This window comes from Pseudomonas sp. RL_105y_Pfl2_101, assembly GCF_963970585.1.
Lineage (GTDB): Bacteria > Pseudomonadota > Gammaproteobacteria > Pseudomonadales > Pseudomonadaceae > Aquipseudomonas.
Genome location: NZ_CAXAPG010000033.1, coordinates 41,007 through 60,889, shown reverse-complemented (window position 1 = coordinate 60,889; position 19,883 = coordinate 41,007). Strand labels below are relative to the sequence as shown.

The window sequence follows — 19,883 nt, the reverse complement described above, 5'->3', positions numbered from 1 at the left end:
CGGACTTCGATGACCTGAAGCCCAACACTTTCGAAACCTACTTAACTCATTGAATCTCAAGGAGTTTTCCGTTTCGACTGCGCCGGAAGTGGGGCGAATTATAGACTTCCAGAATCTGCCGTCAATCCTTAATTTGATTTTTCTATCCATAACCCGACAAGACACTTAAATCTGCCCGGCATATAGACGGAATCGCTGCATATGCGCAATATACTGCTCAATACAGCCTCCCGCCTTATTTCTGGACGACACTTCGTAATGACGCCCCCTTCACAACGCAACCTGGCCTCCACCCTGTACCCGGTTGCCCTGCTATTAATAGCCATGGCCTCCATCCAATCAGGAGCCTCCCTTGCCAAAAGCATGTTCCCGGTAGTCGGGGCACAGGGCACTACGACGCTGCGACTTATTTTTGCCAGCCTCATCATGCTGATATTGCTACGCCCCTGGCGCGCCAAGCTCACCACCCAATCCCTGCGCACCGTGATCGTTTATGGAATGGCATTGGGGGGCATGAACTTTCTCTTCTATATGTCAGTTCGCACCGTTCCACTGGGTATTGCCGTGGCATTGGAGTTCACCGGGCCGCTGGCAGTCGCCATTTACGCCTCACGCCGGGCGATAGACTTTCTCTGGATCGCCCTGGCAGTCGCTGGCCTGCTTCTGCTTATACCAACCGGAGCGACCAATGCCGGTATTGACCTGCTTGGAGCCGGCTATGCGCTGGGCGCAGGTTTCTGCTGGGCGCTGTACATCCTGTTCGGCCAGAAGGCTGGCGCGGACAATGGTGTGCAAACCGCCGCATTGGGAGTGATGATCGCCGCCCTGTTCGTCGCACCGATTGGTATCGTGCACGCGGGCGCCGCACTGCTCACACCGAGTCTGATTCCAATCGCCATCGGCGTCGCCATTCTATCTACGGCCCTGCCCTACACCCTGGAAATGATCTCCCTAACCCGAATGCCAGCCCGCACTTTCGGCACCCTGATGAGCGTCGAACCAGCAGTCGCGGCCCTGTCGGGGTTGGTCTTTCTACAGGAGTACTTGTCCTTGGCCCAGTGGTTAGCCATTACCTGCATCATCCTCGCGTCGGTCGGCGCAACGCTGACCATGACCAACACCGCGAAGCCTGCCGTCGCGGCAGATTGAAGCAGGATTTAACGAAGGTCTGGTATTTACCACGCATTTAGGCCATGTTTAGATCGGTAACCCAATGTCAGACATGGATTTTTTCATACAGGATGTCATGAACGCTTCAAGCAAGAGCGAACACAATCGTACGCGGACACAAGATCCACGACGATTATAAGGACGGGAATGAAACGAATTTTGATACTGATCGCCGTACTAATAATAGCGGGCTGTGCGGCAACATCGAAAACAGAAGTCAAGCGCGGCAAAAAAGGCCTGCACATCAACTGCTCCGGCCTGTCCTCATCCTGGGGGCAGTGCGCCGCCAGAGCCGCCAACTCATGTGCTCCCAAGGGTTACAAGGTCATTGCCAAGTCCGGCGACGCCGTCGAGGAGCCCGGGGATTATCTCTTCGGGCTCAATCCCGCTGGCTATACCAGCCGCAGTATGATCGTCATTTGTAAATAGGCCACGTCAGTCGAGCCCTTGCTCGGCCATTCGGCGCCTAATTTCCTCATGGCTGGACCTGAGGACGTCACGCTGGACCTGCGGCGTGACCAGCATTCGTGCAACAACCAATGCTCCCACGCATTGAGACAGCATGGCCCAGGCCAAACTGTCACTCCCCAATATCTGCGCCCAGCTTTCGTGCAAACGACAGATCCACGCTTGCGCCGTCTCCCTCACTTGGACATCCGATCGCGCGATCTCGGCACCCAGCACCGACAACGCACACCCAGCTTCGGGCTGCTCAACGTGGCTCATGCTCAAGTACTGCTTAAGGCAGCGCTCCAGCTTCATTGAGTCCATGGCACCGTCTCCGCTCAGACGATCCAGACTTTGGGCCAACTCCCGCTCAACAATGGCCTTGAAAAGCTCATCCTTCGATGAGAAGTGGCTATAAAACGCGCCGCCGCTCAACCCGATCGCTTTCATCAAGCCATCGACACCGACCGTGGAGAAACCCGACTTCTTGGCGGAGACGGCACTGCTAGCGAGCAGTTTCTCCCGGGTTTCCATTTTGTGATTGGCTGAATAACGCATGGTCCTGCCCCTGATTGCTCACCTTGACGCTCGCCGAACCTTAGCATAACGTCCGTTTAGTTAACGATCGTTTACCAATGAGGCTAACCATGAAGAACAAGAAGGTCGTACTGGTCGTTGGCGCGGGCGATTCCACCGGCGGAGCGATTGCCAAACGCTTTGCACAGGAAGGTTTTATTGCCTGCGTTACCCGTCGCAGCGCCGACAAACTCGAGCCCTTGGTGGCTGGAATCCGCGCCCAAGGCGGCGACGCCCACGGGTTTGCCTGTGATGCGCGTAAAGAAGACGACGTGATCGCACTCATCGAGCAAATCGAGAACCAGATCGGCCCCATCGAAGCCTTTGTATTCAACATCGGCGCCAACGTCCCCTGTAGCATCCTCGAAGAAACCGCACGCAAGTATTTCAAGATCTGGGAAATGGCCTGCTTCTCAGGCTTTCTCAATGCACGGGAAGTCGCCAAGCGCATGGTCAAGCGCCAGCGCGGGACGATCCTGTTTACCGGGGCAACGGCGGGATTACGCGGTGCTTCGGGGTTCGCCGCATTCGCAGGCGCCAAGCATGGCATCCGCGCACTGGCCCAGAGCATGGCCCGCGAACTAGGGCCGCTGAACATTCACGTGGCCCATGTGGTGGTGGACGGCGCCATCGACACCGACTTCATCCGCGATAATTTCCCGGAAAAATATGCCACCAAGGATCAGGACGGCATCCTGAACCCTGAACACATCGCCGACAGTTACTGGTACTTGCACCGTCAACCCCGCGACGCCTGGACCTTCGAACTGGACCTTCGGCCCTGGAGCGAGCGCTGGTAAACCCTCCCCTCACAACAACAAGAGAGCAGATACCATGAGCAAATCGGTGGAGTTTTACTTCGATCTCGGCAGCCCGACCACGTACCTTGCCTACACCCAGTTGCCAACGCTGTGTACGCAGACAAACAGCCAACTGATCTATCGTCCGATGTTATTGGGCGGCGTCTTCAAGGCAACCGGCAATGCATCACCGGCGACAGTGCCGGCCAAGAACCCTTACCTGTTCAAGGATCTGCATCGCTTCGCCAAGCGCTACGGCGTTGCCTTCAAGTTCAATCCACATTTCCCCATCAATACACTCCCACTGATGCGTGCGGTGACTGGCATGCAATTGCGCCAACCTGAACGCTTCGAGGCCTTCGTCGATTGCCTGTTCCGCGCCTTTTGGGTGGACGGCCTCCCCCTCAATGACCCGACGACTGTCGCAGCGGTCCTGAACGAGGGCGGTTTCGATGCTGACTATGTGCTGACCCTGATGAACGACGAGCAGGTCAAGCAAACACTCAAGACCGCCACTGAAGAAGCCATCGCACGGGGCGTGTTCGGCGCCCCGAGCATGTTTGTCGGCAACGAGTTGTTCTTCGGCCAGGATCGACTGGACTTCGTCCGTGAAGCCCTCGCCTGATCCTTTACTTCAAATCGCCATCGTTCGCGTGTTGAGCCATTGCAGCGCATCACCGTCCAGCAACGGGCTCAAGCGACGCTGAACCTCGGCGTGGTAGGCGTTGAACCAGTCTTTTTCGTCCTGGGTCAGCAGCGAAGGTTCAAGGCAACGGGTGTCGATCGGGCACAGCGTTAGGGTTTCGAACTCAAGGAACTCGCCAAACTCGCTGCTTCCGGCTTCACGGTTCAACACCAGGTTCTCGATGCGCACCCCCCAGCGACCTGGACGATAAGTGCCCGGTTCGATGGAGGTGATCATACCAACCTGCATCGCCGTTTGCGGCGCCGCAGCAGCTTGATAGGCAATCACCTGCGGGCCTTCATGGACATTGAGGAAATAGCCGACGCCATGGCCGGTGCCGTGGCCGTAATCCACCAGCTCCGCCCAGATCGGCGCACGAGCGATGGCATCCAGCAAGGGCGAAAGAATGCCCCGCGGGAATTTGGCCCGGGACAGGGCAATCACACCCTTGAGCACCCGCGTGCAATCAAGTTTCTGCTCAGCGGTGGGTGTGCCGACCGGCACCATGCGAGTGATGTCGGTGGTGCCACCCAAGTACTGGCCGCCGGAATCGATCAGCAACAGACCATCACCTTCGATGACCGCATGGGCTTCTTTCGTGGCGTGGTAATGAGGCATCGCACCGTTGGCGTTGAACGCGGCGATGGTGTTGAAGCTCAGGGAGACGAAGTCCGGCCGGCGCGTGCGGGCGGCAGTCAGGTGCTCGTCGATGGTCAACTCGGTGATGCGCTCGCGCCCCCAGGCCCCTTCCAACCAGGCGAAGAACTCACAGAGCGCCGCGCCATCCTGCTCCATGGCCCGACGGATGTGCTTGGCGTCGGCCAGGCTTTTGCGGGATTTGGCCAGCGTCGTTGGATTGAGCCCTTCGACCCGCTTCACGCCGCTGCCCAGGTTATCCAGTAAGCCGACCGTCACCCGCGCCGGATCGATCTGCAGGCTCGCACCACTCGGCACTTCACTCAACGCGGCGGCGGCTTCGCTGTAATCGCGCAGGGTCACACCGTCCTGTTCAAGAACGGCGCGCAACGATGCGTCAACCTTATCCAGGGCCACGAACAGCGTTGCCTGTTGCTGGCCGATCAAGGCAAAGGAGACGAACACAGGGTTGAACGACACATCCGCGCCGCGCAGGTTGAACAACCAGGCGATGTCATCCAGCGTGGCGATGAAATGCCAGTCGACACCACGCTCCTTGAGGGATTCACGCACTTTGGCGAGTTTCTCGACCCGGCTGACGGTCGCCTGGGGAGGCAAATGGGCGTAGACCGGCTGATCCGGCAAGCTTGGGCGATCGCTCCAGACCGCCTTGAGCAGATCGATGTCGGTACGCAACCGCGCACCGCGCTCCGCAAGCTTGCCGCCCAGGGTGCGAGCCGATGCCACGGCCATGACCGCACCGTCAACGGCGACCACTCCACTCTCAGGCGTTTGTTCCGCCAGCCAGTCCAAGGGCCCAGGCTGGCCGGGAATGAGCTTGACCAGCTCGATACCACTGCCCTTCAGCTCCTTGGTGGCCTGCTCCCAATAACGGCTGTCGGCCCAGACGCCGGCGAAACTGTCGGTCACGATCAAGGTCCCCACCGAGCCGTGGAACCCCGACAGCCATTGCCGTCCCTGCCAATAGCCTGGCAGGTATTCAGACAGATGCGGGTCGGCCGATGGTACCAACAGCGCATGAATGCCCTCTCGGCTCATCAGTTGGCGGATTTGGGCCAGGCGCTGGGGAACCAGTCCATGAGGCAAAGGCTCGGTGCTCATTGTTTCTCCTGCTCATTGATATTGTTGTTCGATGCCGAAGACGGTTTATGGGAGCGTGGCCCAGAACGCTGGCGCAGTCGCGCACGCCGCCTGGATCAGCTGCACCGCCTTGTCGATATCTTGCTCAGTGGTAAAGCGGCCCAGGCTCAAGCGAATGGTCCGGCCGGCTGCACGCGCATCGTGCCCCAGGGCCAGCAGCACGTGGGACGGAGTGTTCTGTGCCGAATTGCAGGCCGAGGTCGCGGAAAATGCAATCGATGCGCCCAACGTCGCCGGGTTGAACTCACCTTCGCTGAACGTCAGGCTCAGCGTGTGGGGAGTCCGGTGGCTCGCACTGCCGTTTAGACGCACACCGGGCAAGGCCAGCAGCGGTTCAAGCAAACGATTGCGCAACCGGGCAATCTTAGCGAGTTCTTCGTCGAATACCCCGGCTGCCAGTTCGAATGCCGCGCCCATGGCTGCGATCTGATGGGTCGCCAGGGTTCCGGAGCGCAAACCGCCTTCATGCCCACCGCCGTGAATCTGCGCCGACAGCCGTGGCCGAGCACGGTCGCCGACGTAGAGCGCACCGATGCCCTTGGGGCCATAGATCTTATGCGCGGAAAAAGACATCAGGTCCACCGGCCAACGAGACAGGTCGATCTGTACCTTACCGGCGCCCTGGGCTGCGTCCACATGAAACAGCGCACCGTGCTCACGAACGATATCGCCGATGGCGATGACGTCGTTGACGGTGCCCAACTCGTTGTTCACCAGCATTAGCGATACCAGGAACGTGTCTTCGCACAACGCCTCGCGAACCGCTTGCGGGCTGATCAGGCCCTCGGCGTCGGGTGCCAGCCAGGTCACCGCGACGCCGCTCTCTTCGAGCTGGCGCGCCGTGTCGAGAATCGCCTTGTGTTCGATCAGGCTGGTGATGACATGGCCGGCGGAACCTCTGCGCCCTTGGGCCACCCCTTTGAGGGCCAGGTTATTGGATTCGGTGGCGCCGGACGTCCAGACGATCTGTTCGGGCTGAGCCCCCACCAATTGCGCCACCTGCTGGCGGGCGCACTCCACCGAGCGCCGGGCCTCCTGGCCGAAGGCATGGGCGCTGGAAGCCGGGTTGCCAAAATTGCCGTCAAAGCCCAGACATTCGACCATGACCCGGATGACCCGCTCATCCACCGGTGTGGTGGCGGCGTAGTCAAAATACAAAGGACGTTTATTCATAGGAAACTCGCAGAGCCTGCTCCGGGATCAGGCGCCCTCGTTGGATTCGAGACTAGCAATACCTGATCAAAGACCTTAAAGAAGTCGGACTTCGTTTAAAAGTGCGTAGGAACGCTCCTGAACAGCGAGCTTAGCAGGCATCGCGGCGAAGCTCAGCCCTCAACTGATGCTTTCGAGCAACAACGGATACAGCGAAGCGACCAACAACAGTGCCATGCCCCAGTTGAACACACGCAACCAACGACGATCACGCAACAGGTTGCGCAACAGGCTGCCGCACACCACCCACAGGCTCACGCTGGGCAGGTTGATCAGAGCAAACACCGCCGCAATCACCAACACGTTGAAGAAATAACCCTGGAGTGGCGTGTATGTACTGATGGCACCGATGGCCATGATCCAGGCCTTGGGATTGACCCATTGGAACGCTGCCGCCCCCCAGTAGCTGATCGGCGTATTGTCTCCCGCCTGACTTTCCGAAACCGGACCGGAGTGGGCTATTTTCCACGCCAGGTACAACAGGTACGCCGCGCCGATGTAGCGCAGCGCGGTATAGAGCAGTGGATAAGTCTGAAACACCGCGCCCAGGCCAAGACCCACCGCCAGCACCAGGAAAAAGAAGCCGCAGGTAATACCCAGCATGTGAGGAATGGTGCGGTTGAAACCGAAATTGACACCCGAGGCCAACAACATGGTGTTGTTAGGTCCAGGCGTGATCGAGGTCACCAGGGCAAACAGGGCGAAGCCCAGCAGCAGGTCAAGCGAAAGGGTCATTTCAAGTCAGTCCATCAGGGCGGTCAGTCAAGCCATGACCCTACCCCACGCCTTGGCGCAAACCCACGGACAGTTGGGCGAAACTTTAAGCGGTACAGTCCCTCAGCTTGACCGGCCAGGTTGCGGCACGACCTGCTCGGCGCTCATTTGGCCCTGATCGTCGAAACCCACATTTTTCTGCGACGAACCGAGCAACTCGGCTTTTTTCGCGTGGTACTCATCAAACGAGAGGCCTCGACGATTCAAGGCTTCAAGGGCCAGCTCGCGGGTCTCATCGGCCGTGTAAGGGCGCAGCTCCGGGGAGGAACTGGCGCAGCCGCTCAGGAGGGTGGCGGTCAACAGCAGCAAAACAGCAAGGGTACGGTTCATGACGAGTGTCCGGCGTTCTGGAGTTGGGCGATGAACAAAGGCTACCCACCAGCCCTGCACGGCAGAAATCAACCCTCTCAATAGTGGCTATTGCCTTTGTGGATCAGCCGCTGCATTCAGTCGACCAACTGGCAATGCAGCGCGTTGTCCAGGCTGCGTTCGATGTTGCGCAGCACTTGGAACGAGCCAAACGTCACAGCTTTGGCTCGATGAGCCTGGATCAGCCGCCAGAAATTCTGCTCGCCACTTTCGAAACTTCGAAGCGCCGCCTCGCCTGCCTCGCGGGTTTGCCACTGCAGATAGTTGAGTACGCGCCGACCATCCTCGCTGGCCTGGATACTGGCACTCAGGAACCCCCGGTGGTCCCGAGCCAGGCGCTCGGTCTGCTCCGACAAGGCCGTTACCAGCGCCTGTTGCCATTGAGGCTCGATATCGAACTCCATCAACTGGGTGAAACTGCGATTGTTCCTTGGTAATTGCATGAAAGGTCCCCTCTGCACGTAAGGCGGATCTTGCGATCCGAACGCAGGCAGGGTAAAACCTAAAGTTAACTCTAGGTCAAGCAGAGAATTGAGCGGTGACGCAGATCGATGTCCACAAGGAACTCACCGTCGGCCAAGTAGCCGCCCGCAGCGGCGTGGCGGTCACGGCCTTGCACTTTTATGAATCCAAGGGGCTGATCAAAAGCACACGCAACCCGGGCAACCAACGTCGTTACTCACGGACAGTGTTGCGCCGTGTGGCGCTGATCAAGGTTGCCCAGCGCCTGGGCATTCCCTTGGCGGAAATCGGCGAAGCGTTGAAAAACCTGCCGGACAACCGTGCGCCAACGGCCGCCGACTGGCAGACCTTGTCGGCGCAGTGGAGCCGGGACCTGGACGAGCGCATCAACCAATTGATGGCGCTGCGCGATCGACTCACCGGCTGCATCGGCTGCGGATGCCTGTCGATGGACGCTTGCCCGCTGCGCAATCAGGGCGATGTGCTGGGCAAACACGGGCCAGGGGCTCACCTGTTGGAGCAGCCGTGAAGCGTTCGTCGGAACATGACCCCGTCCACGGCGGCTGACCTATAGTGGGTGGGCGTAAACCGACGAAGACTCTCTTCGCCTCCCATAACAACAAGGAGAACCGTCATGGGCGTCAAAGCCATTCCCGAAGGTTTCCATAACATCACGCCCTACCTGGGCATTCAAAAAGCTGCCGAAGCCATCGACTTCTACAAAAAAGCCTTCAATGCCACCGAGGTCATGCGCCTGGCCATGCCCGACGGCCGCATCGGGCATGCCGAACTGCGGATCAACGGTTTTCCGATCATGCTCGGTACGCCTTGCGACCAAGGCCCGCTGAGCAACCCGGACCAATCGCCATCGGTCGGCCTGCATTTATATGTCGAGGACGTGGACAGCGCATTTGCCCAGGCCATCGCTGCCGGTGGCACGTTGATTTCCGAGGTCAAGGACCAGTTCTACGGCGATCGCACCGGCACCTTGAAAGATCCCTATGGGCATCTGTGGTTCCTGGCAACGCACAAGGAGGATTTGAGCCAGGAACAGATCGAACAACGGGCCAGGGAAATGCTTCAACAGCAAGGCTGATTTGCCCTTGCTCCCGCGGGGTTACGCCCCGTAGGAGCTGTCGAGTGCAACGAGGCTGCGATCTTTCCCCTGACACTTGAGCCTCAAGCGAAAGATCAAAAGATCAAAAGATCGCAGCCTTAGGCAGCTCCGACCACGCGAAACATTTTCTTTCATCTTCCTCTTCAGGATTGCGATCGCTCGTTCGTCTTAATTAGATGCAGTAGGCCGCGTCGGCAAAAGCCACCGTCTGCTTTTTGCGGTTCAAGGTATTGCGAAGCCCGTAATACCGAACCTTTCATCGAATCAAGACGTTCAATCATGTCGAAGAAATCCCGCTCCAAACTCTGGTTCCTGGTCCATAGCTGGCTGGCATTGCCCGTCTGGTTTTTCGTGCTCATCGTTTGCGTCACTGGCACCCTGGCGGTGGTCAGCCAGGAGATTGTCTGGCTCGTCAACCCTGAGATGCGCGCCAGCAAGCCTTCGGACGATGCCGCCCTGCTCAGCTACGACCAGATCATCAGCGCGATCAAGCAGAACCAGCCGCAAACCCAGGTGCAAAGCATCATTCGCCCGGACGAGTCGCACTTTGCCCTGGAAGTCGGCGTGACCTACCCTGACGGACGCCCCGACACGGTCTACGTCAACCCGTACAGCGGCGTCATCCAAGGCTCGGCGCCGACATTCAACTTCCAGGCCTTCACCCGCGCCCTGCATGGCTGGTGGCTGGTGCCGTTCACCAATGGCTACAGCTGGGGCTGGTACCTGGTGTCGTTCCTGGGCCTGCCGTTGCTCGCATCCCTGGTGACCGGGCTGGTGGTCTACAAGCGTTTCTGGAAAGGCTTCTTCCGTCCGACCCTGCGAATTCGCCATGGCGCGCGGATTTTCTGGGGTGATTTCCACCGGCTCAGCGGGATCTGGTCGATCTGGTTCATCGCGGTCATCTCCGTTACCGGCACCTGGTTCCTGATTCAGGCCTTGCTGGGCGACAACCAGATCTCCATTTCCAGCGAACCGGTCATCCCGGTGGTGGCCCGTGAAAACGTGCCATTGTCCGTCGACGGCCTGCCGCCCCCGCAGTTGAACCTGGACCGAGCCATCGAAATCGCCCAGCAACGCATCCCGGGATTGGAAGCAAGTTTCATCAGCCTGCCCGGCAATGCCTACAGCCATCTGGAAGTCGGCGGCCGTGGTTGGTATCCGCTGATGTTCCAGACCGCCACCATCAATCCCTATAACGGTGACGTGGCCGCCTCGCGGCTGCTGTCCGACCGCACGACGCTGGAATTTGTCACCGAATCCATGCGCCCGTTGCACACCGGCGACTTCGGCGGCCTGTGGATCAAGCTCATCTGGTTTTTCTTCGGCTTGGTCCTGAGCTTGATGGTGCTCAGCGGGCTGCTGATCTGGACCAAACGCACGGCCCTGGCCACCGCCAATGCCCTCAAGCGTAGTCAGAAACCCTCCCGTGAACCCCGCATCGCGCAGGCATTGCAGCCGTCGGTCCACCGTGAGTCGTCGGAGGGCTACCTGTGAATCCGTCCAATGCCGCTTCATCACCGTCACGCCTGAGCCCGTTCTGGCGTAAATGGCGCTTTCACCTCAACGTGCTGTTACTGCTGATCCCCCTGGGGTTCATGCCCAAATATTTATCCGAAGCCGCGCTGTTCCGCGGGGACACCGGGCTTGGCGAGCGGGAAGTCGGTGAAGTCCAGGTCGGACCCTGGAGTCTGCGCCTGGCGGAATTTCGCAACGAAGCCCCACGCGTCCAAGGGCCTGCCGGCCCCATGAAGCATTTCAACGCGGCCCTGTGCGAACGCTGTATCGGTCAGGTCAAGGCCACCTACCTGCGCGTCGGCAAACCTCGCAGCCTAAGGGCCGCCGGGGTGATTTTCTTCGGCTCCCCCTATCGCATGGGCGCCGTGTTGCCGGTCCCGCCAAAGACCCATCCCGATGCCGAACTGTGGATAACCCTCGAGGGTTGGGACGGTTCGATGCATCAGGCCTCCATTCCCCTGAGCCAGGCCTCCCCGGCCACCGTCGCCTGGCTGAAGAACCAAGGACCCAAACCATGACCTTGCGCACTTTATCCAACGGCCTGGCATTGCTGTTCTGCGCAGGTGCAAGCACCAGCGCCTTGGCTCACAACCCATTGTGCGAATGCAAAGCCATCGACGCCGAGCAGATCCAATGCACCGGCGGTTTTTCCGACGGCAGCGGCGCGCCCGGAGTGACCCTGGACGTGATCGGCTATGACGAGACCATCCTCGTCCCGGGCAAGCTCGGTGCCGACTCGAAGCTGACCTTCAAGAAGCCGGACGCTGAGTTCTACGTGCTCTTCGACGCCGGCCCCGGCCACGTTGTGGAAATCGACCAAGCCGACATCGAGGCCCCATGACCAACACCACAACTCAAGTCATCCGCCCCGCTGGCGCGGGCCATGAAACCCTGTATGTGTTACTGCTGTGTCTGCTCATCGTACTGGTCGCCGGGTCTGTGGTGGCCTGGCATGGCAAAGCCGAAGCCCCCCCTCAGCTGGCCTCGAACCAACTCGACGCCCGCCGCGACCTCAGCGCCGCCGAGCAAGGCATCTACGCCGACCTGCGGGTGACCCTGGATGAAATCCGCTTGCTGCGCGAAGACCAACCCACCCTGCCCGGCCCGAAAACCCTGGCCGAAGAAGGCTTCGCGCCGTTCGCCCAGGACGCCAGCTCCGTCAGCCGGGGCGGCCACACCTGGCAACAACTGCAGGACCAGGCCTACTTCGGCGTCAGTGCCAATTCTTCCGTGGCCGGTTCGTTTCTGATGCGCATCGGCGAAGCAACCGACGCCGCGCCGGACATCTGGCTCAACCGCCGCAATGGCCTCGCGACACCTGCTGCGCTGGACGACGCTGCTTTGTCCGCCGCTGGCTGGCAACAGATCGTCGCGCAATTCGATGCCGGCGTAACCCGCCAGCACCGACACTGACCCCACGCCTTCATTCGAGAGAAGACCGTTTGCCCATGCCTATTGCATCCCCCCGCCGCCCCTTGCGGCGCCTACTGTTGATCGGCCTGCTGGCCTGCCTGTTTACCTCGCAGGCGTACGCCGTAACAGCCAAGCGCCTGCGCATCGGCATTACCCTGCACCCTTATTACAGCTATGTGACCAACATCGTCGGCGACAAGGCCGAGGTCGTGCCGTTGATCCCGGCCGGTTTCAACCCCCATGCCTATGAACCACGGGCCGAGGACATCAAGCGCATCAGCGGTCTCGACGTGATCGTGCTCAACGGTGTGGGCCACGACGACTTCGCCGACCGCATGATCGCCGCCAGCGAAACCCCGAACATGAAAGTGATCGAGGCCAATGAAAACGTGCCCCTGCTAGCCGCCACCGGCACGGCGGCCCGTGGCGCGGGCAAGGTCGTGAACCCACACACCTTCCTGTCCATCAGCGCTTCCATTGCCCAGGTCAATAACATCGCCCGGGAGTTGGGCAAGCTCGACCCGGACAATGCCAAGGCCTACACCCAGAACGCCCGCGCCTATGGCAAGCGCTTGCGGCAGATGCGAGCCGCCGCCCTGGCGAAGCTGACCCAGGCCCCCAATGCCGAGTTGCGGGTCGCCACGGTGCATGCCGCCTACGACTACCTGTTGCGCGAATTCGGCCTGGAGGTGACCGCCGTGGTCGAGCCGGCCCACGGTATCGAACCGAGCCCCAGCCAGTTGAAGAAAACCATCGACCAACTGCGCGAGCTCGACGTAAAGGTGATCTTCTCGGAAATGGATTTCCCGTCCACCTACGTCGACACCATTCAGCGTGAATCGGGTGTGAAGCTGTACCCGCTCTCGCACATTTCCTACGGCGCCTACAGCCCCGAGAAGTACGAAAAGGAAATGGCCGGTAACCTCGACACCGTGGTCCGGGCAATCCAGGAGGCTGGCGCATGACCGTCCAGGAAACCCTCACCCTGCACCGCGTCGGCCCCTTGATTGAGTTCGCCGACGTCAGCCTGAACCTGGGCCGCACCACCATTCTCGACAACGTGGCATTTCATGTGGAGCCCGGCAGCATCCATGCCTTGGTGGGCCCCAATGGCGGCGGCAAGAGCTCGCTGATCAAGACCTTGCTCGGGCAGATGCCGCACCAGGGACGTCTGAGCCTGCAATGGCCAGGCGAGCCCGGTGTGATCGGCTACGTGCCCCAAGCGCTGGAGTTCGACCGAGGCTTGCCCATGACGGTGGAGGATTTCATGGCGGCGATGTGTCAGCGGCGGCCGGCCTTTCTCGGTTTGAGCAAGCAATACGCTGGCGCCATTGGTCAGGCCCTGGAACGGGTCGGCATGGAGGACAAGCGCAAACGGCGCATGGGTGCGCTGTCCGGCGGTGAGCGCCAACGCGTGTTGCTGGCCCAGGGGTTGATTCCCTCGCCGCAACTGCTCGTGCTGGATGAACCGATGTCGGCCCTGGACGAGGCCGGCATCCAGGTGTTCGAACGGTTGCTGCAGCACTGGCGCCGAGCAGGAATCACCGTGCTCTGGATCGAACATGACCTGGAAGCCGTCGGGCGCTTGGCCGACCGTGTCACCGGCCTGAACCGCGGGGTGCTGTTCGACGGTCCGCCCCGCCAAACCCTGACGCCAGAACGCCTGCTGACGCTGTTCTCCACCCATCCGCGCACGAACGGGAGCGCTGCCTGATGAGCTATGAAGCCTTTCGTTTGATGGTCCAGGGCTGGGCTTCGGCCGGTTACCTGCCCGAAGCGCTGGCCTATGGGTTCGTGGTCAATGCGTTGCTGGCCGGGTTGTTGATCGGCCCTGTGCTGGGCGGCCTCGGCACGCTGGTGGTGGTCAAGCGCTTCGCGTTTTTCTCCGAGGCGGTGGGCCATGCGGCGCTGACCGGCGTGGCCATCGGCATCCTGCTCGGCGAACCCTACACCGGGCCTTACGGCAGCCTGTTCGGCTACTGCCTGTTGTTCGGCATCCTGCTCAATTACCTGCGCAACCGCACTGGCCTGGCGCCCGACACGCTGATCGGCGTCTTCCTGTCGGTGTCCCTGGCCCTGGGCGCCAGCCTGCTGTTGATCCTGGCGGGCAAGATCAACGTGCACATCCTGGAGAACGTACTGTTTGGTTCGGTGCTGACGGTCAATGGCAATGACCTGCTGGTGCTGGCGGTGGTCGGCTCGCTGGTAATGGCCCTGGCCTTGCCGCTGTACAACCGCATCATGCTCGCCAGCTTCAACCCGCAACTGGCGGCGGTGCGCGGGGTGGCGGTCAAGACCCTGGACTACTTGTTCGTGGTGCTGGTGACGCTGATCACCGTGGCGGCGGTAAAAGTCATTGGCGCCATTCTGGTGGGTGCGTTGCTGGTGATTCCGGCGGCGGCGGCGCGCCTGCTCAGCCAATCATTGAAAGGCTTTTTCTGGTGTTCAGTGCTGATCGCCACCGCCAGCACCTTGTGCGGGATTCTCGCGCCGATCGTGTTCGACCTGCCGATCCCGTCAGGCGCTGCGATCATCCTGGTGGCCGGCATCGCCTTCGCCCTGAGCGCCATCGCCCGCGGTGTCGTCCCCAGCCTCAAAGGGAATCTTGGATAAATGGTTTTTTCATTGCGACAACTGACCCTGGCCGTGGCGTTGTGCGGCGTGGCCGTCACCTCATCATTTGCCAGCGAAAAGGTCCGGCTGCTGGCATCGTTGCCGGTCACCTACGGATTGGGCGAGGCCTTGCTCAAGGGCACCGAGGTCAGCCTGGAGCGGGCGGCGCCCGTCAATCTGCCAGGCACCCGGCAAAGTGCCTACTTCAGCGGCCGTGGCGCACCGGCCTTGAGCAAACTGGCCAGCGATGCTGACGGGGTGATCGGCCTGCGCTCGCTATGGCCGGACGATCCGCTGTACCCCATGGCGCGACGCAGCAATATCCGCATCGTCGAAGTCGATGCCGCGCGCCCGGTGGACGGCGCCCTGCCCGGTATCGCCGTGCAGCCGGGCATGGCCGACGGCCTGGCGAGCCAGCCGTGGATGGCCAGCCATAACCTGGGACGCATGGCCGACGTGATCGCCGCCGATCTGGTACGCCTGACCCCGGCGGACAAACCGAAGATCGACGCCAACCTCGCGGCCCTCAAGCAGCGCCTGCTCAAACTCAGTGCCGACAGCGAAAAACGCCTCGCCAGCGCCGATAACCTGAGCGTGGTCAGCCTGAGCGAGCATTTCGGCTACCTGATCAGCGGGCTCAATCTGGACGCAATCAGCACCGATGCCCGGCCCGACGCCGAATGGACAGGTGAAGCCCTCAAGCAGTTGAGCACAACGTTGAAAGACAATGACGTGGCGCTGGTGCTGCATCATCGCCAGCCTTCGGATGCGCTGAAGGCAGCCATCACAGAGGGAGGTAGCCGGTTGCTGGTGTTGGGCACCGATGGGACCGATCCGGTGGCGGAGTTGGAAAGCAATGTAGGACTGGTGGTCACCGCACTGACGGCAGACTGACGGAAGAAATACGATCAACCTGTGGGAGCGAGCCTGCTCGCGATGAGGTCGGCACATTCAACATTGGCGTCGACTGATACACCGCCATCGCGAGCAGGCTCGCTCCCACAGGTTTTGTATTGTTCCTGAAGCATCGACTTAGAAAACATCCCCCGGCACCCGCACAAACCCTTCCATCAACACCCGCGCGCTACGGCTCATGATGGCTTTTTTCACGGTCCATTCGCCGTTGACCTGGCTGGCCTCGGCGCCGACGCGCAGGGTGCCGGAGGGGTGGCCGAAACGCACGGCGTTGCGCTCGATGCCGCCGGCCGCGAGGTTGACCACAGTGCCGGAAATCGCCGCGGCGGTGCCGATGGCCACCGCTGCGGTGCCCATCATGGCGTGGTGCAGCTTGCCCATGGACAGCGCCCGTACCAACAGGTCAACGTCCCCGGCCGCGACGGCTTTTCCGCTGGATGAAACGTAGTCCGCCGGCGGCGCGACGAACGCCACTTTCGGGGTGTGCTGGCGCTGGGCGGATTCGTCCAGGTGCTTGATCAAGCCCATGCGCAAGGCGCCATGGGCGCGGATGGTTTCGAACATGGCCAACGCCTTGGGGTCACCGTTGATGGCGCCCTGCAATTCGGTGCCGGTGTAGCCGACGTCCCGGGCATTGATGAAAATCGTCGGGATCCCGGCGTTGATCAGCGTCGCCTTGAAGGTGCCAACGCCTGGCACTTGCAAATCGTCCACCAGATTGCCGGTGGGAAACATCGAGCCACCAACGCCCTCTTCTTCTGCCGCCGGGTCCATGAATTCCAATTGCACTTCGGCCGCCGGAAAGGTCACGCCGTCGAGTTCGAAGTCACCGGTTTCCTGAACCGCGCCGTCGGTGATCGGCACATGGGCGATGATGGTCTTGCCGATGTTGGCCTGCCAGATCCGCACCACGGCCACGCCGTTTTGTGGAATGCGACCGGCGTCAACCAAACCACTGCTGATAGCGAATGAACCGACCGCCGCCGACAGGTTGCCGCAGTTGCCACTCCAGTCCACGAACGGCTTGTCGATGGACACCTGGCCGAACAGATAATCGACATCGTGGTCGGCCCGGGGGCTCTTGGACAGGATCACGGTCTTGCTGGTGCTGGACGTCGCGCCGCCCATGCCATCGATCTGTTTCTCGTACGGGTCGGGGCTGCCGATCACCCGCAGCAGCAAGGAATCCCGGACAGCGCCTGGGACGCGGGCCGCTTCGGGCAGGTCTTGCAGGCTGAAGAACACGCCTTTGCTGGTGCCACCACGCATGTAGGTAGCGGGAATTTTGATTTGCGGTGCGTGAGCCATGATGCTCCTCAAGCGGACACGCCGGGTGTCCGCAGTTGTGATTTAGACGGCAACCGCCGATTCAAGGAAATCCTGGGCAAAGCGTTGCAGCACGCCCCCGGCTTCATAGATCGACACTTCTTCAGCGGTATCGAGGCGGCAGGTCACTGGCACTTCGACGCGCTCGCCGTTCTTGCGAGTGATGACCAACGTCAGCGTCGCACGCGGGGTGCGCTCGCCGATCACGTCATAGATTTCGCTGCCGTCGATGCCCAGGGTCTTGCGATCGGTGCCGGGCTTGAACTCCAGCGGCAACACGCCCATGCCCACCAGGTTGGTGCGGTGGATGCGCTCGAAACCTTCGGCAGCGATCGCCTCGACACCGGCCAGGCGCACGCCCTTGGCCGCCCAGTCCCGGGACGAACCCTGGCCGTAGTCGGCGCCGGCAATGATGATCAGCGGCTGCTTGCGCTCCATGTAGGTCTCGATGGCTTCCCACATGCGCATGACCTTGCCTTCGGGCTCGACCCGGGCCAGGGAGCCCTGCTTGACCTTGCCGTTTTCCTGGACCATTTCGTTGAACAGTTTCGGGTTGGCAAAGGTGGCACGTTGCGCGGTCAGGTGGTCACCGCGGTGAGTCGCATAGGAGTTGAAGTCTTCTTCCGGCAGGCCCATTTTCGCCAGGTATTCACCCGCGGCGCTGTCCAGCATGATGGCGTTGGACGGCGACAGGTGATCGGTGGTGATGTTGTCCGGCAGCACCGCCAGCGGGCGCATGCCCTTGAGCGGCCGCGCACCGGCCAGCGCGCCTTCCCAATACGGCGGACGACGGATGTAGGTGCTTTGTGGGCGCCAGTCGTACAGCGGCGTCACTTTCGGCCCGGTGTCTTCCTGGAGGGCGAACATCGGGATGTACACCTGGCGGAACTGCTCCGGTTTCACCGAGGCCTTGACCACCGCGTCGATTTCTTCGTCGCTCGGCCAGATGTCCTTGAGGCGGATTTCCCGACCGTCCACCACGCCCAGTACATCCTTCTCGATGTCGAAGCGGATGGTCCCGGCGATGGCATAAGCGACCACCAGCGGTGGCGAGGCGAGGAACGCCTGCTTGGCGTACGGATGGATACGCCCGTCGAAGTTGCGGTTGCCCGACAACACGGCGGTGGCGTACAGGTCGCGGTCGATGATTTCCTGTTGGATCACCGGGTCCAGCGCGCCGGACATGCCGTTGCAGGTGGTGCAGGCGAACGCCACCACGCCGAAGCCCAGCGTCTCAAGCTCGGACGTCAGGCCCGCTTCATCCAGGTACAGCGCCACGGTTTTCGAACCCGGCGCCAGGGACGACTTGACCCACGGCTTGCGGACTAGGCCCAGGCGGTTGGCGTTGCGCGCCAGCAGACCGGCGGCGATCACGTTGCGCGGGTTGCTGGTGTTGGTGCAACTGGTGATGGCGGCGATGATCACCGCACCGTCGGGCATTTGCCCGGGCACATCGTCCCACTGCCCGGAAATGCCTTTGGCAGCCAGATCCGACACCGCGACACGGGCGTGCGGGTTGCTGGGACCGGCCATGTTGCGCACCACAGACGACAGGTCGAAGGTCAGACCCCGCTCGTATTGCGCGCCCTTGAGCTTGTCGGCCCACAGGCCGGCCTGTTTGGCGTAAGTCTCGACCAGTCGCACTTGGTCGTCTTCGCGACCGGTGAGTTTCAGGTAATCGATGGTTTGCTGGTCGATGTAGAACATCGCCGCCGTGGCACCGTACTCCGGGGCCATGTTGGAAATGGTCGCGCGGTCGCCCAAGGTCAGGGCACTGGCGCCTTCGCCGAAAAACTCCAGCCAGGCACCGACAACTTTTTGCTTGCGCAGGAACTCGGTCAGCGCCAGCACCATGTCGGTGGCGGTGATGCCCGGTTGCAGCTTGCCGGTCAGCTCGACGCCGATGATTTCCGGCAGGCGCATCCACGAGGCGCGGCCGAGCATGACGCTTTCAGCTTCCAGGCCACCGACGCCTATGGCGATCACGCCCAGGGCATCGACGTGGGGCGTGTGGCTGTCGGTGCCCACGCAGGTGTCGGGGAACGCCACGCCGTCACGCTGTTGGATCACCGGGGACATTTTTTCCAGGTTGATCTGGTGCATGATCCCGTTGCCCGGCGGAATCACGTCGACGTTCTTGAAGGCCTTCTTGGTCCAGTTGATGAAGTGGAAACGGTCTTCGTTACGCCGGTCTTCGATAGCGCGGTTCTTGGCGAAGGCCTGGGGATCGGACCCACCGCTTTCTACCGCCAGGGAGTGGTCGACGATCAGTTGGGTTGGCACCACCGGGTTGACCTGCGCCGGGTCACCGCCCTGCAAGGCGATGGCGTCGCGCAGGCCAGCCAGGTCCACCAGCGCGGTCTGGCCGAGAATGTCATGGCACACCACGCGGGCCGGGAACCACGGGAAGTCCAGGTCGCGCTTGCGCTCGATCAGTTGCAGCAGCGACTCGCCCAGCGTGGCCGGGTCGCAGCGCCGCACCAGGTTCTCCGCCAGCACGCGGGAGGTGTACGGCAGGCCGTCGTAGGCGCCGGGGCGAATGGCATCCACGGCCTCGCGAACGTCGAAATAATCCAGCGAAGTGCCGGGCAGCGGTTTGCGAAATTCTGTGTTCATCGTCAGGACTCGGGTCACGGTGGTTTCAGAAGGGTGGCGCAGCTACTGAAGTGAACATGTTCCCTTGTGGGAGCGA

Annotated in this window: 22 protein-coding genes; 14 read left to right on the top strand and 8 right to left on the bottom strand. The window is 61.3% G+C overall.

The window, feature by feature from the left end; translation table 11 throughout:
• Positions 1-258 precede the first annotated feature (258 nt).
• Positions 259-1,149: a threonine/homoserine exporter RhtA gene (rhtA, locus tag AACY31_RS24430; RefSeq protein ID WP_339483306.1), complete on the top strand. Its 891-nt coding sequence runs from the start codon at positions 259-261 to the stop codon at positions 1,147-1,149.
• 168 nt (positions 1,150-1,317) lie between these two features.
• Positions 1,318-1,599 carry a hypothetical protein gene (locus tag AACY31_RS24425; RefSeq protein WP_339483258.1) on the top strand — a complete coding sequence of 94 codons (282 nt, stop codon included), beginning with the start codon at positions 1,318-1,320 and terminating at the stop codon, positions 1,597-1,599.
• Positions 1,600-1,605: 6 nt separating this feature from the next.
• On the opposite strand, the gene AACY31_RS24420 is transcribed toward AACY31_RS24425, so the two are convergent.
• Positions 1,606-2,175, bottom strand: coding sequence for a TetR/AcrR family transcriptional regulator (locus AACY31_RS24420; protein WP_339483259.1), 570 nt, complete (start codon positions 2,173-2,175; stop codon positions 1,606-1,608).
• Between the two features lie 89 nt (positions 2,176-2,264).
• Between AACY31_RS24420 and AACY31_RS24415 the strand changes: the two genes are divergently transcribed.
• Together AACY31_RS24415 and AACY31_RS24410 are read left to right on the top strand one after the other, a co-directional pair.
• Positions 2,265-2,993: an SDR family oxidoreductase gene (locus AACY31_RS24415; RefSeq protein ID WP_339483260.1), complete on the top strand. Its 729-nt coding sequence runs from the start codon at positions 2,265-2,267 to the stop codon at positions 2,991-2,993.
• Between the two features lie 34 nt (positions 2,994-3,027).
• Positions 3,028-3,618, top strand: a complete 591-nt coding sequence (locus AACY31_RS24410; protein WP_339483261.1) for a 2-hydroxychromene-2-carboxylate isomerase — start codon at positions 3,028-3,030, stop codon at positions 3,616-3,618.
• Between the two features lie 9 nt (positions 3,619-3,627).
• Here the strand turns inward: AACY31_RS24410 and AACY31_RS24405 are convergent, their stop codons facing one another.
• The 5 genes from AACY31_RS24405 to AACY31_RS24385 all read right to left on the bottom strand — a co-directional run bounded on the left by AACY31_RS24405 (position 3,628) and on the right by AACY31_RS24385 (position 8,273).
• Positions 3,628-5,436 carry an aminopeptidase P family protein gene (locus AACY31_RS24405; protein WP_339483262.1) on the bottom strand — a complete coding sequence of 603 codons (1,809 nt, stop codon included), beginning with the start codon at positions 5,434-5,436 and terminating at the stop codon, positions 3,628-3,630.
• A gap of 45 nt (positions 5,437-5,481) precedes the next feature.
• The gene (locus AACY31_RS24400) at positions 5,482-6,648 is read right to left on the bottom strand and encodes a cysteine desulfurase family protein (RefSeq protein WP_339493059.1); all 1,167 of its coding nucleotides are present in this window, start codon (positions 6,646-6,648) and stop codon (positions 5,482-5,484) included.
• 159 nt (positions 6,649-6,807) lie between these two features.
• Positions 6,808-7,422, bottom strand: coding sequence for a LysE family translocator (locus AACY31_RS24395; protein WP_339483266.1), 615 nt, complete (start codon positions 7,420-7,422; stop codon positions 6,808-6,810).
• A gap of 102 nt (positions 7,423-7,524) precedes the next feature.
• On the bottom strand, positions 7,525-7,791 hold the full coding sequence (locus tag AACY31_RS24390; protein WP_339483267.1) for a hypothetical protein: 267 nt from the start codon (positions 7,789-7,791) through the stop codon (positions 7,525-7,527).
• Positions 7,792-7,907: 116 nt separating this feature from the next.
• Positions 7,908-8,273 (bottom strand): antibiotic biosynthesis monooxygenase, encoded by a 366-nt coding sequence (locus AACY31_RS24385; protein WP_339483269.1) that lies wholly within the window; start codon positions 8,271-8,273, stop codon positions 7,908-7,910.
• Between the two features lie 95 nt (positions 8,274-8,368).
• Between AACY31_RS24385 and soxR the strand changes: the two genes are divergently transcribed.
• The 10 genes from soxR to AACY31_RS24335 all read left to right on the top strand — a co-directional run bounded on the left by soxR (position 8,369) and on the right by AACY31_RS24335 (position 15,844).
• Positions 8,369-8,821: a redox-sensitive transcriptional activator SoxR gene (gene soxR / locus AACY31_RS24380; protein ID WP_339483270.1), complete on the top strand. Its 453-nt coding sequence runs from the start codon at positions 8,369-8,371 to the stop codon at positions 8,819-8,821.
• Between the two features lie 105 nt (positions 8,822-8,926).
• A complete protein-coding gene (locus AACY31_RS24375; RefSeq protein ID WP_339483271.1) occupies positions 8,927-9,388 on the top strand; it encodes a VOC family protein in 462 nt (153 codons plus the stop codon).
• A 300-nt stretch (positions 9,389-9,688) separates the two neighbouring features.
• A complete protein-coding gene (locus AACY31_RS24370; protein ID WP_339483272.1) occupies positions 9,689-10,903 on the top strand; it encodes a PepSY-associated TM helix domain-containing protein in 1,215 nt (404 codons plus the stop codon).
• Positions 10,900-11,442: a thiamine pyrophosphate-binding protein gene (locus tag AACY31_RS24365; protein ID WP_339483273.1), complete on the top strand. Its 543-nt coding sequence runs from the start codon at positions 10,900-10,902 to the stop codon at positions 11,440-11,442. The genes AACY31_RS24370 and AACY31_RS24365 overlap by 4 nt, the downstream gene beginning before the upstream one ends.
• Positions 11,439-11,765: a hypothetical protein gene (locus tag AACY31_RS24360; protein WP_339483274.1), complete on the top strand. Its 327-nt coding sequence runs from the start codon at positions 11,439-11,441 to the stop codon at positions 11,763-11,765. The genes AACY31_RS24365 and AACY31_RS24360 overlap by 4 nt, the downstream gene beginning before the upstream one ends.
• Positions 11,762-12,337 (top strand): DUF6162 family protein, encoded by a 576-nt coding sequence (locus AACY31_RS24355; protein WP_339483275.1) that lies wholly within the window; start codon positions 11,762-11,764, stop codon positions 12,335-12,337. Before AACY31_RS24360 ends, AACY31_RS24355 begins: the two co-directional genes overlap by 4 nt.
• Positions 12,338-12,372: 35 nt before the next feature.
• Positions 12,373-13,302 (top strand): metal ABC transporter solute-binding protein, Zn/Mn family, encoded by a 930-nt coding sequence (locus AACY31_RS24350; RefSeq protein WP_339483277.1) that lies wholly within the window; start codon positions 12,373-12,375, stop codon positions 13,300-13,302.
• Positions 13,299-14,051 (top strand): metal ABC transporter ATP-binding protein, encoded by a 753-nt coding sequence (locus tag AACY31_RS24345; RefSeq protein ID WP_339483279.1) that lies wholly within the window; start codon positions 13,299-13,301, stop codon positions 14,049-14,051. Before AACY31_RS24350 ends, AACY31_RS24345 begins: the two co-directional genes overlap by 4 nt.
• Positions 14,051-14,950 carry a metal ABC transporter permease gene (locus tag AACY31_RS24340; protein ID WP_339483280.1) on the top strand — a complete coding sequence of 300 codons (900 nt, stop codon included), beginning with the start codon at positions 14,051-14,053 and terminating at the stop codon, positions 14,948-14,950. The genes AACY31_RS24345 and AACY31_RS24340 overlap by 1 nt, the downstream gene beginning before the upstream one ends.
• Complete coding sequence (locus AACY31_RS24335) at positions 14,951-15,844, top strand: metal ABC transporter solute-binding protein, Zn/Mn family (RefSeq protein ID WP_339505186.1); 894 nt, start codon at positions 14,951-14,953, stop codon at positions 15,842-15,844. It abuts the gene before it with no gap.
• Positions 15,845-15,982: 138 nt separating this feature from the next.
• On the opposite strand, the gene prpF is transcribed toward AACY31_RS24335, so the two are convergent.
• Together prpF and acnD are read right to left on the bottom strand one after the other, a co-directional pair.
• Complete coding sequence (gene prpF, locus AACY31_RS24330; RefSeq protein WP_339505184.1) at positions 15,983-17,173, bottom strand: 2-methylaconitate cis-trans isomerase PrpF; 1,191 nt, start codon at positions 17,171-17,173, stop codon at positions 15,983-15,985.
• 42 nt (positions 17,174-17,215) lie between these two features.
• Entirely contained in the window at positions 17,216-19,807 is a 2,592-nt protein-coding gene (gene acnD, locus AACY31_RS24325; RefSeq protein WP_339505182.1) for a Fe/S-dependent 2-methylisocitrate dehydratase AcnD, read from the bottom strand.
• Positions 19,808-19,883: the final 76 nt, after the last annotated feature.

Excerpts from the sequence above, each read along its gene's own strand:
- rhtA (WP_339483306.1), top strand. The coding sequence starts at position 259 with ATGACGCCCCCTTCACAACGCAACCTGGCCTCCACCCTGTACCCGGTT.
- AACY31_RS24425 (WP_339483258.1), top strand. The coding sequence starts at position 1,318 with ATGAAACGAATTTTGATACTGATCGCCGTACTAATAATAGCGGGCTGT.
- AACY31_RS24420 (WP_339483259.1), bottom strand. The coding sequence starts at position 2,175 with ATGCGTTATTCAGCCAATCACAAAATGGAAACCCGGGAGAAACTGCTC.
- AACY31_RS24415 (WP_339483260.1), top strand. The coding sequence starts at position 2,265 with ATGAAGAACAAGAAGGTCGTACTGGTCGTTGGCGCGGGCGATTCCACC.
- AACY31_RS24410 (WP_339483261.1), top strand. The coding sequence starts at position 3,028 with ATGAGCAAATCGGTGGAGTTTTACTTCGATCTCGGCAGCCCGACCACG.
- AACY31_RS24405 (WP_339483262.1), bottom strand. The coding sequence starts at position 5,436 with ATGAGCACCGAGCCTTTGCCTCATGGACTGGTTCCCCAGCGCCTGGCC.
- AACY31_RS24400 (WP_339493059.1), bottom strand. The coding sequence starts at position 6,648 with ATGAATAAACGTCCTTTGTATTTTGACTACGCCGCCACCACACCGGTG.
- AACY31_RS24395 (WP_339483266.1), bottom strand. The coding sequence starts at position 7,422 with ATGACCCTTTCGCTTGACCTGCTGCTGGGCTTCGCCCTGTTTGCCCTG.
- AACY31_RS24390 (WP_339483267.1), bottom strand. The coding sequence starts at position 7,791 with ATGAACCGTACCCTTGCTGTTTTGCTGCTGTTGACCGCCACCCTCCTG.
- AACY31_RS24385 (WP_339483269.1), bottom strand. The coding sequence starts at position 8,273 with ATGCAATTACCAAGGAACAATCGCAGTTTCACCCAGTTGATGGAGTTC.
- AACY31_RS24375 (WP_339483271.1), top strand. The coding sequence starts at position 8,927 with ATGGGCGTCAAAGCCATTCCCGAAGGTTTCCATAACATCACGCCCTAC.
- AACY31_RS24370 (WP_339483272.1), top strand. The coding sequence starts at position 9,689 with ATGTCGAAGAAATCCCGCTCCAAACTCTGGTTCCTGGTCCATAGCTGG.
- AACY31_RS24360 (WP_339483274.1), top strand. The coding sequence starts at position 11,439 with ATGACCTTGCGCACTTTATCCAACGGCCTGGCATTGCTGTTCTGCGCA.
- AACY31_RS24355 (WP_339483275.1), top strand. The coding sequence starts at position 11,762 with ATGACCAACACCACAACTCAAGTCATCCGCCCCGCTGGCGCGGGCCAT.
- AACY31_RS24350 (WP_339483277.1), top strand. The coding sequence starts at position 12,373 with ATGCCTATTGCATCCCCCCGCCGCCCCTTGCGGCGCCTACTGTTGATC.
- AACY31_RS24345 (WP_339483279.1), top strand. The coding sequence starts at position 13,299 with ATGACCGTCCAGGAAACCCTCACCCTGCACCGCGTCGGCCCCTTGATT.
- AACY31_RS24340 (WP_339483280.1), top strand. The coding sequence starts at position 14,051 with ATGAGCTATGAAGCCTTTCGTTTGATGGTCCAGGGCTGGGCTTCGGCC.
- AACY31_RS24335 (WP_339505186.1), top strand. The coding sequence starts at position 14,951 with ATGGTTTTTTCATTGCGACAACTGACCCTGGCCGTGGCGTTGTGCGGC.
- prpF (WP_339505184.1), bottom strand. The coding sequence starts at position 17,173 with ATGGCTCACGCACCGCAAATCAAAATTCCCGCTACCTACATGCGTGGT.
- acnD (WP_339505182.1), bottom strand. The coding sequence starts at position 19,807 with ATGAACACAGAATTTCGCAAACCGCTGCCCGGCACTTCGCTGGATTAT.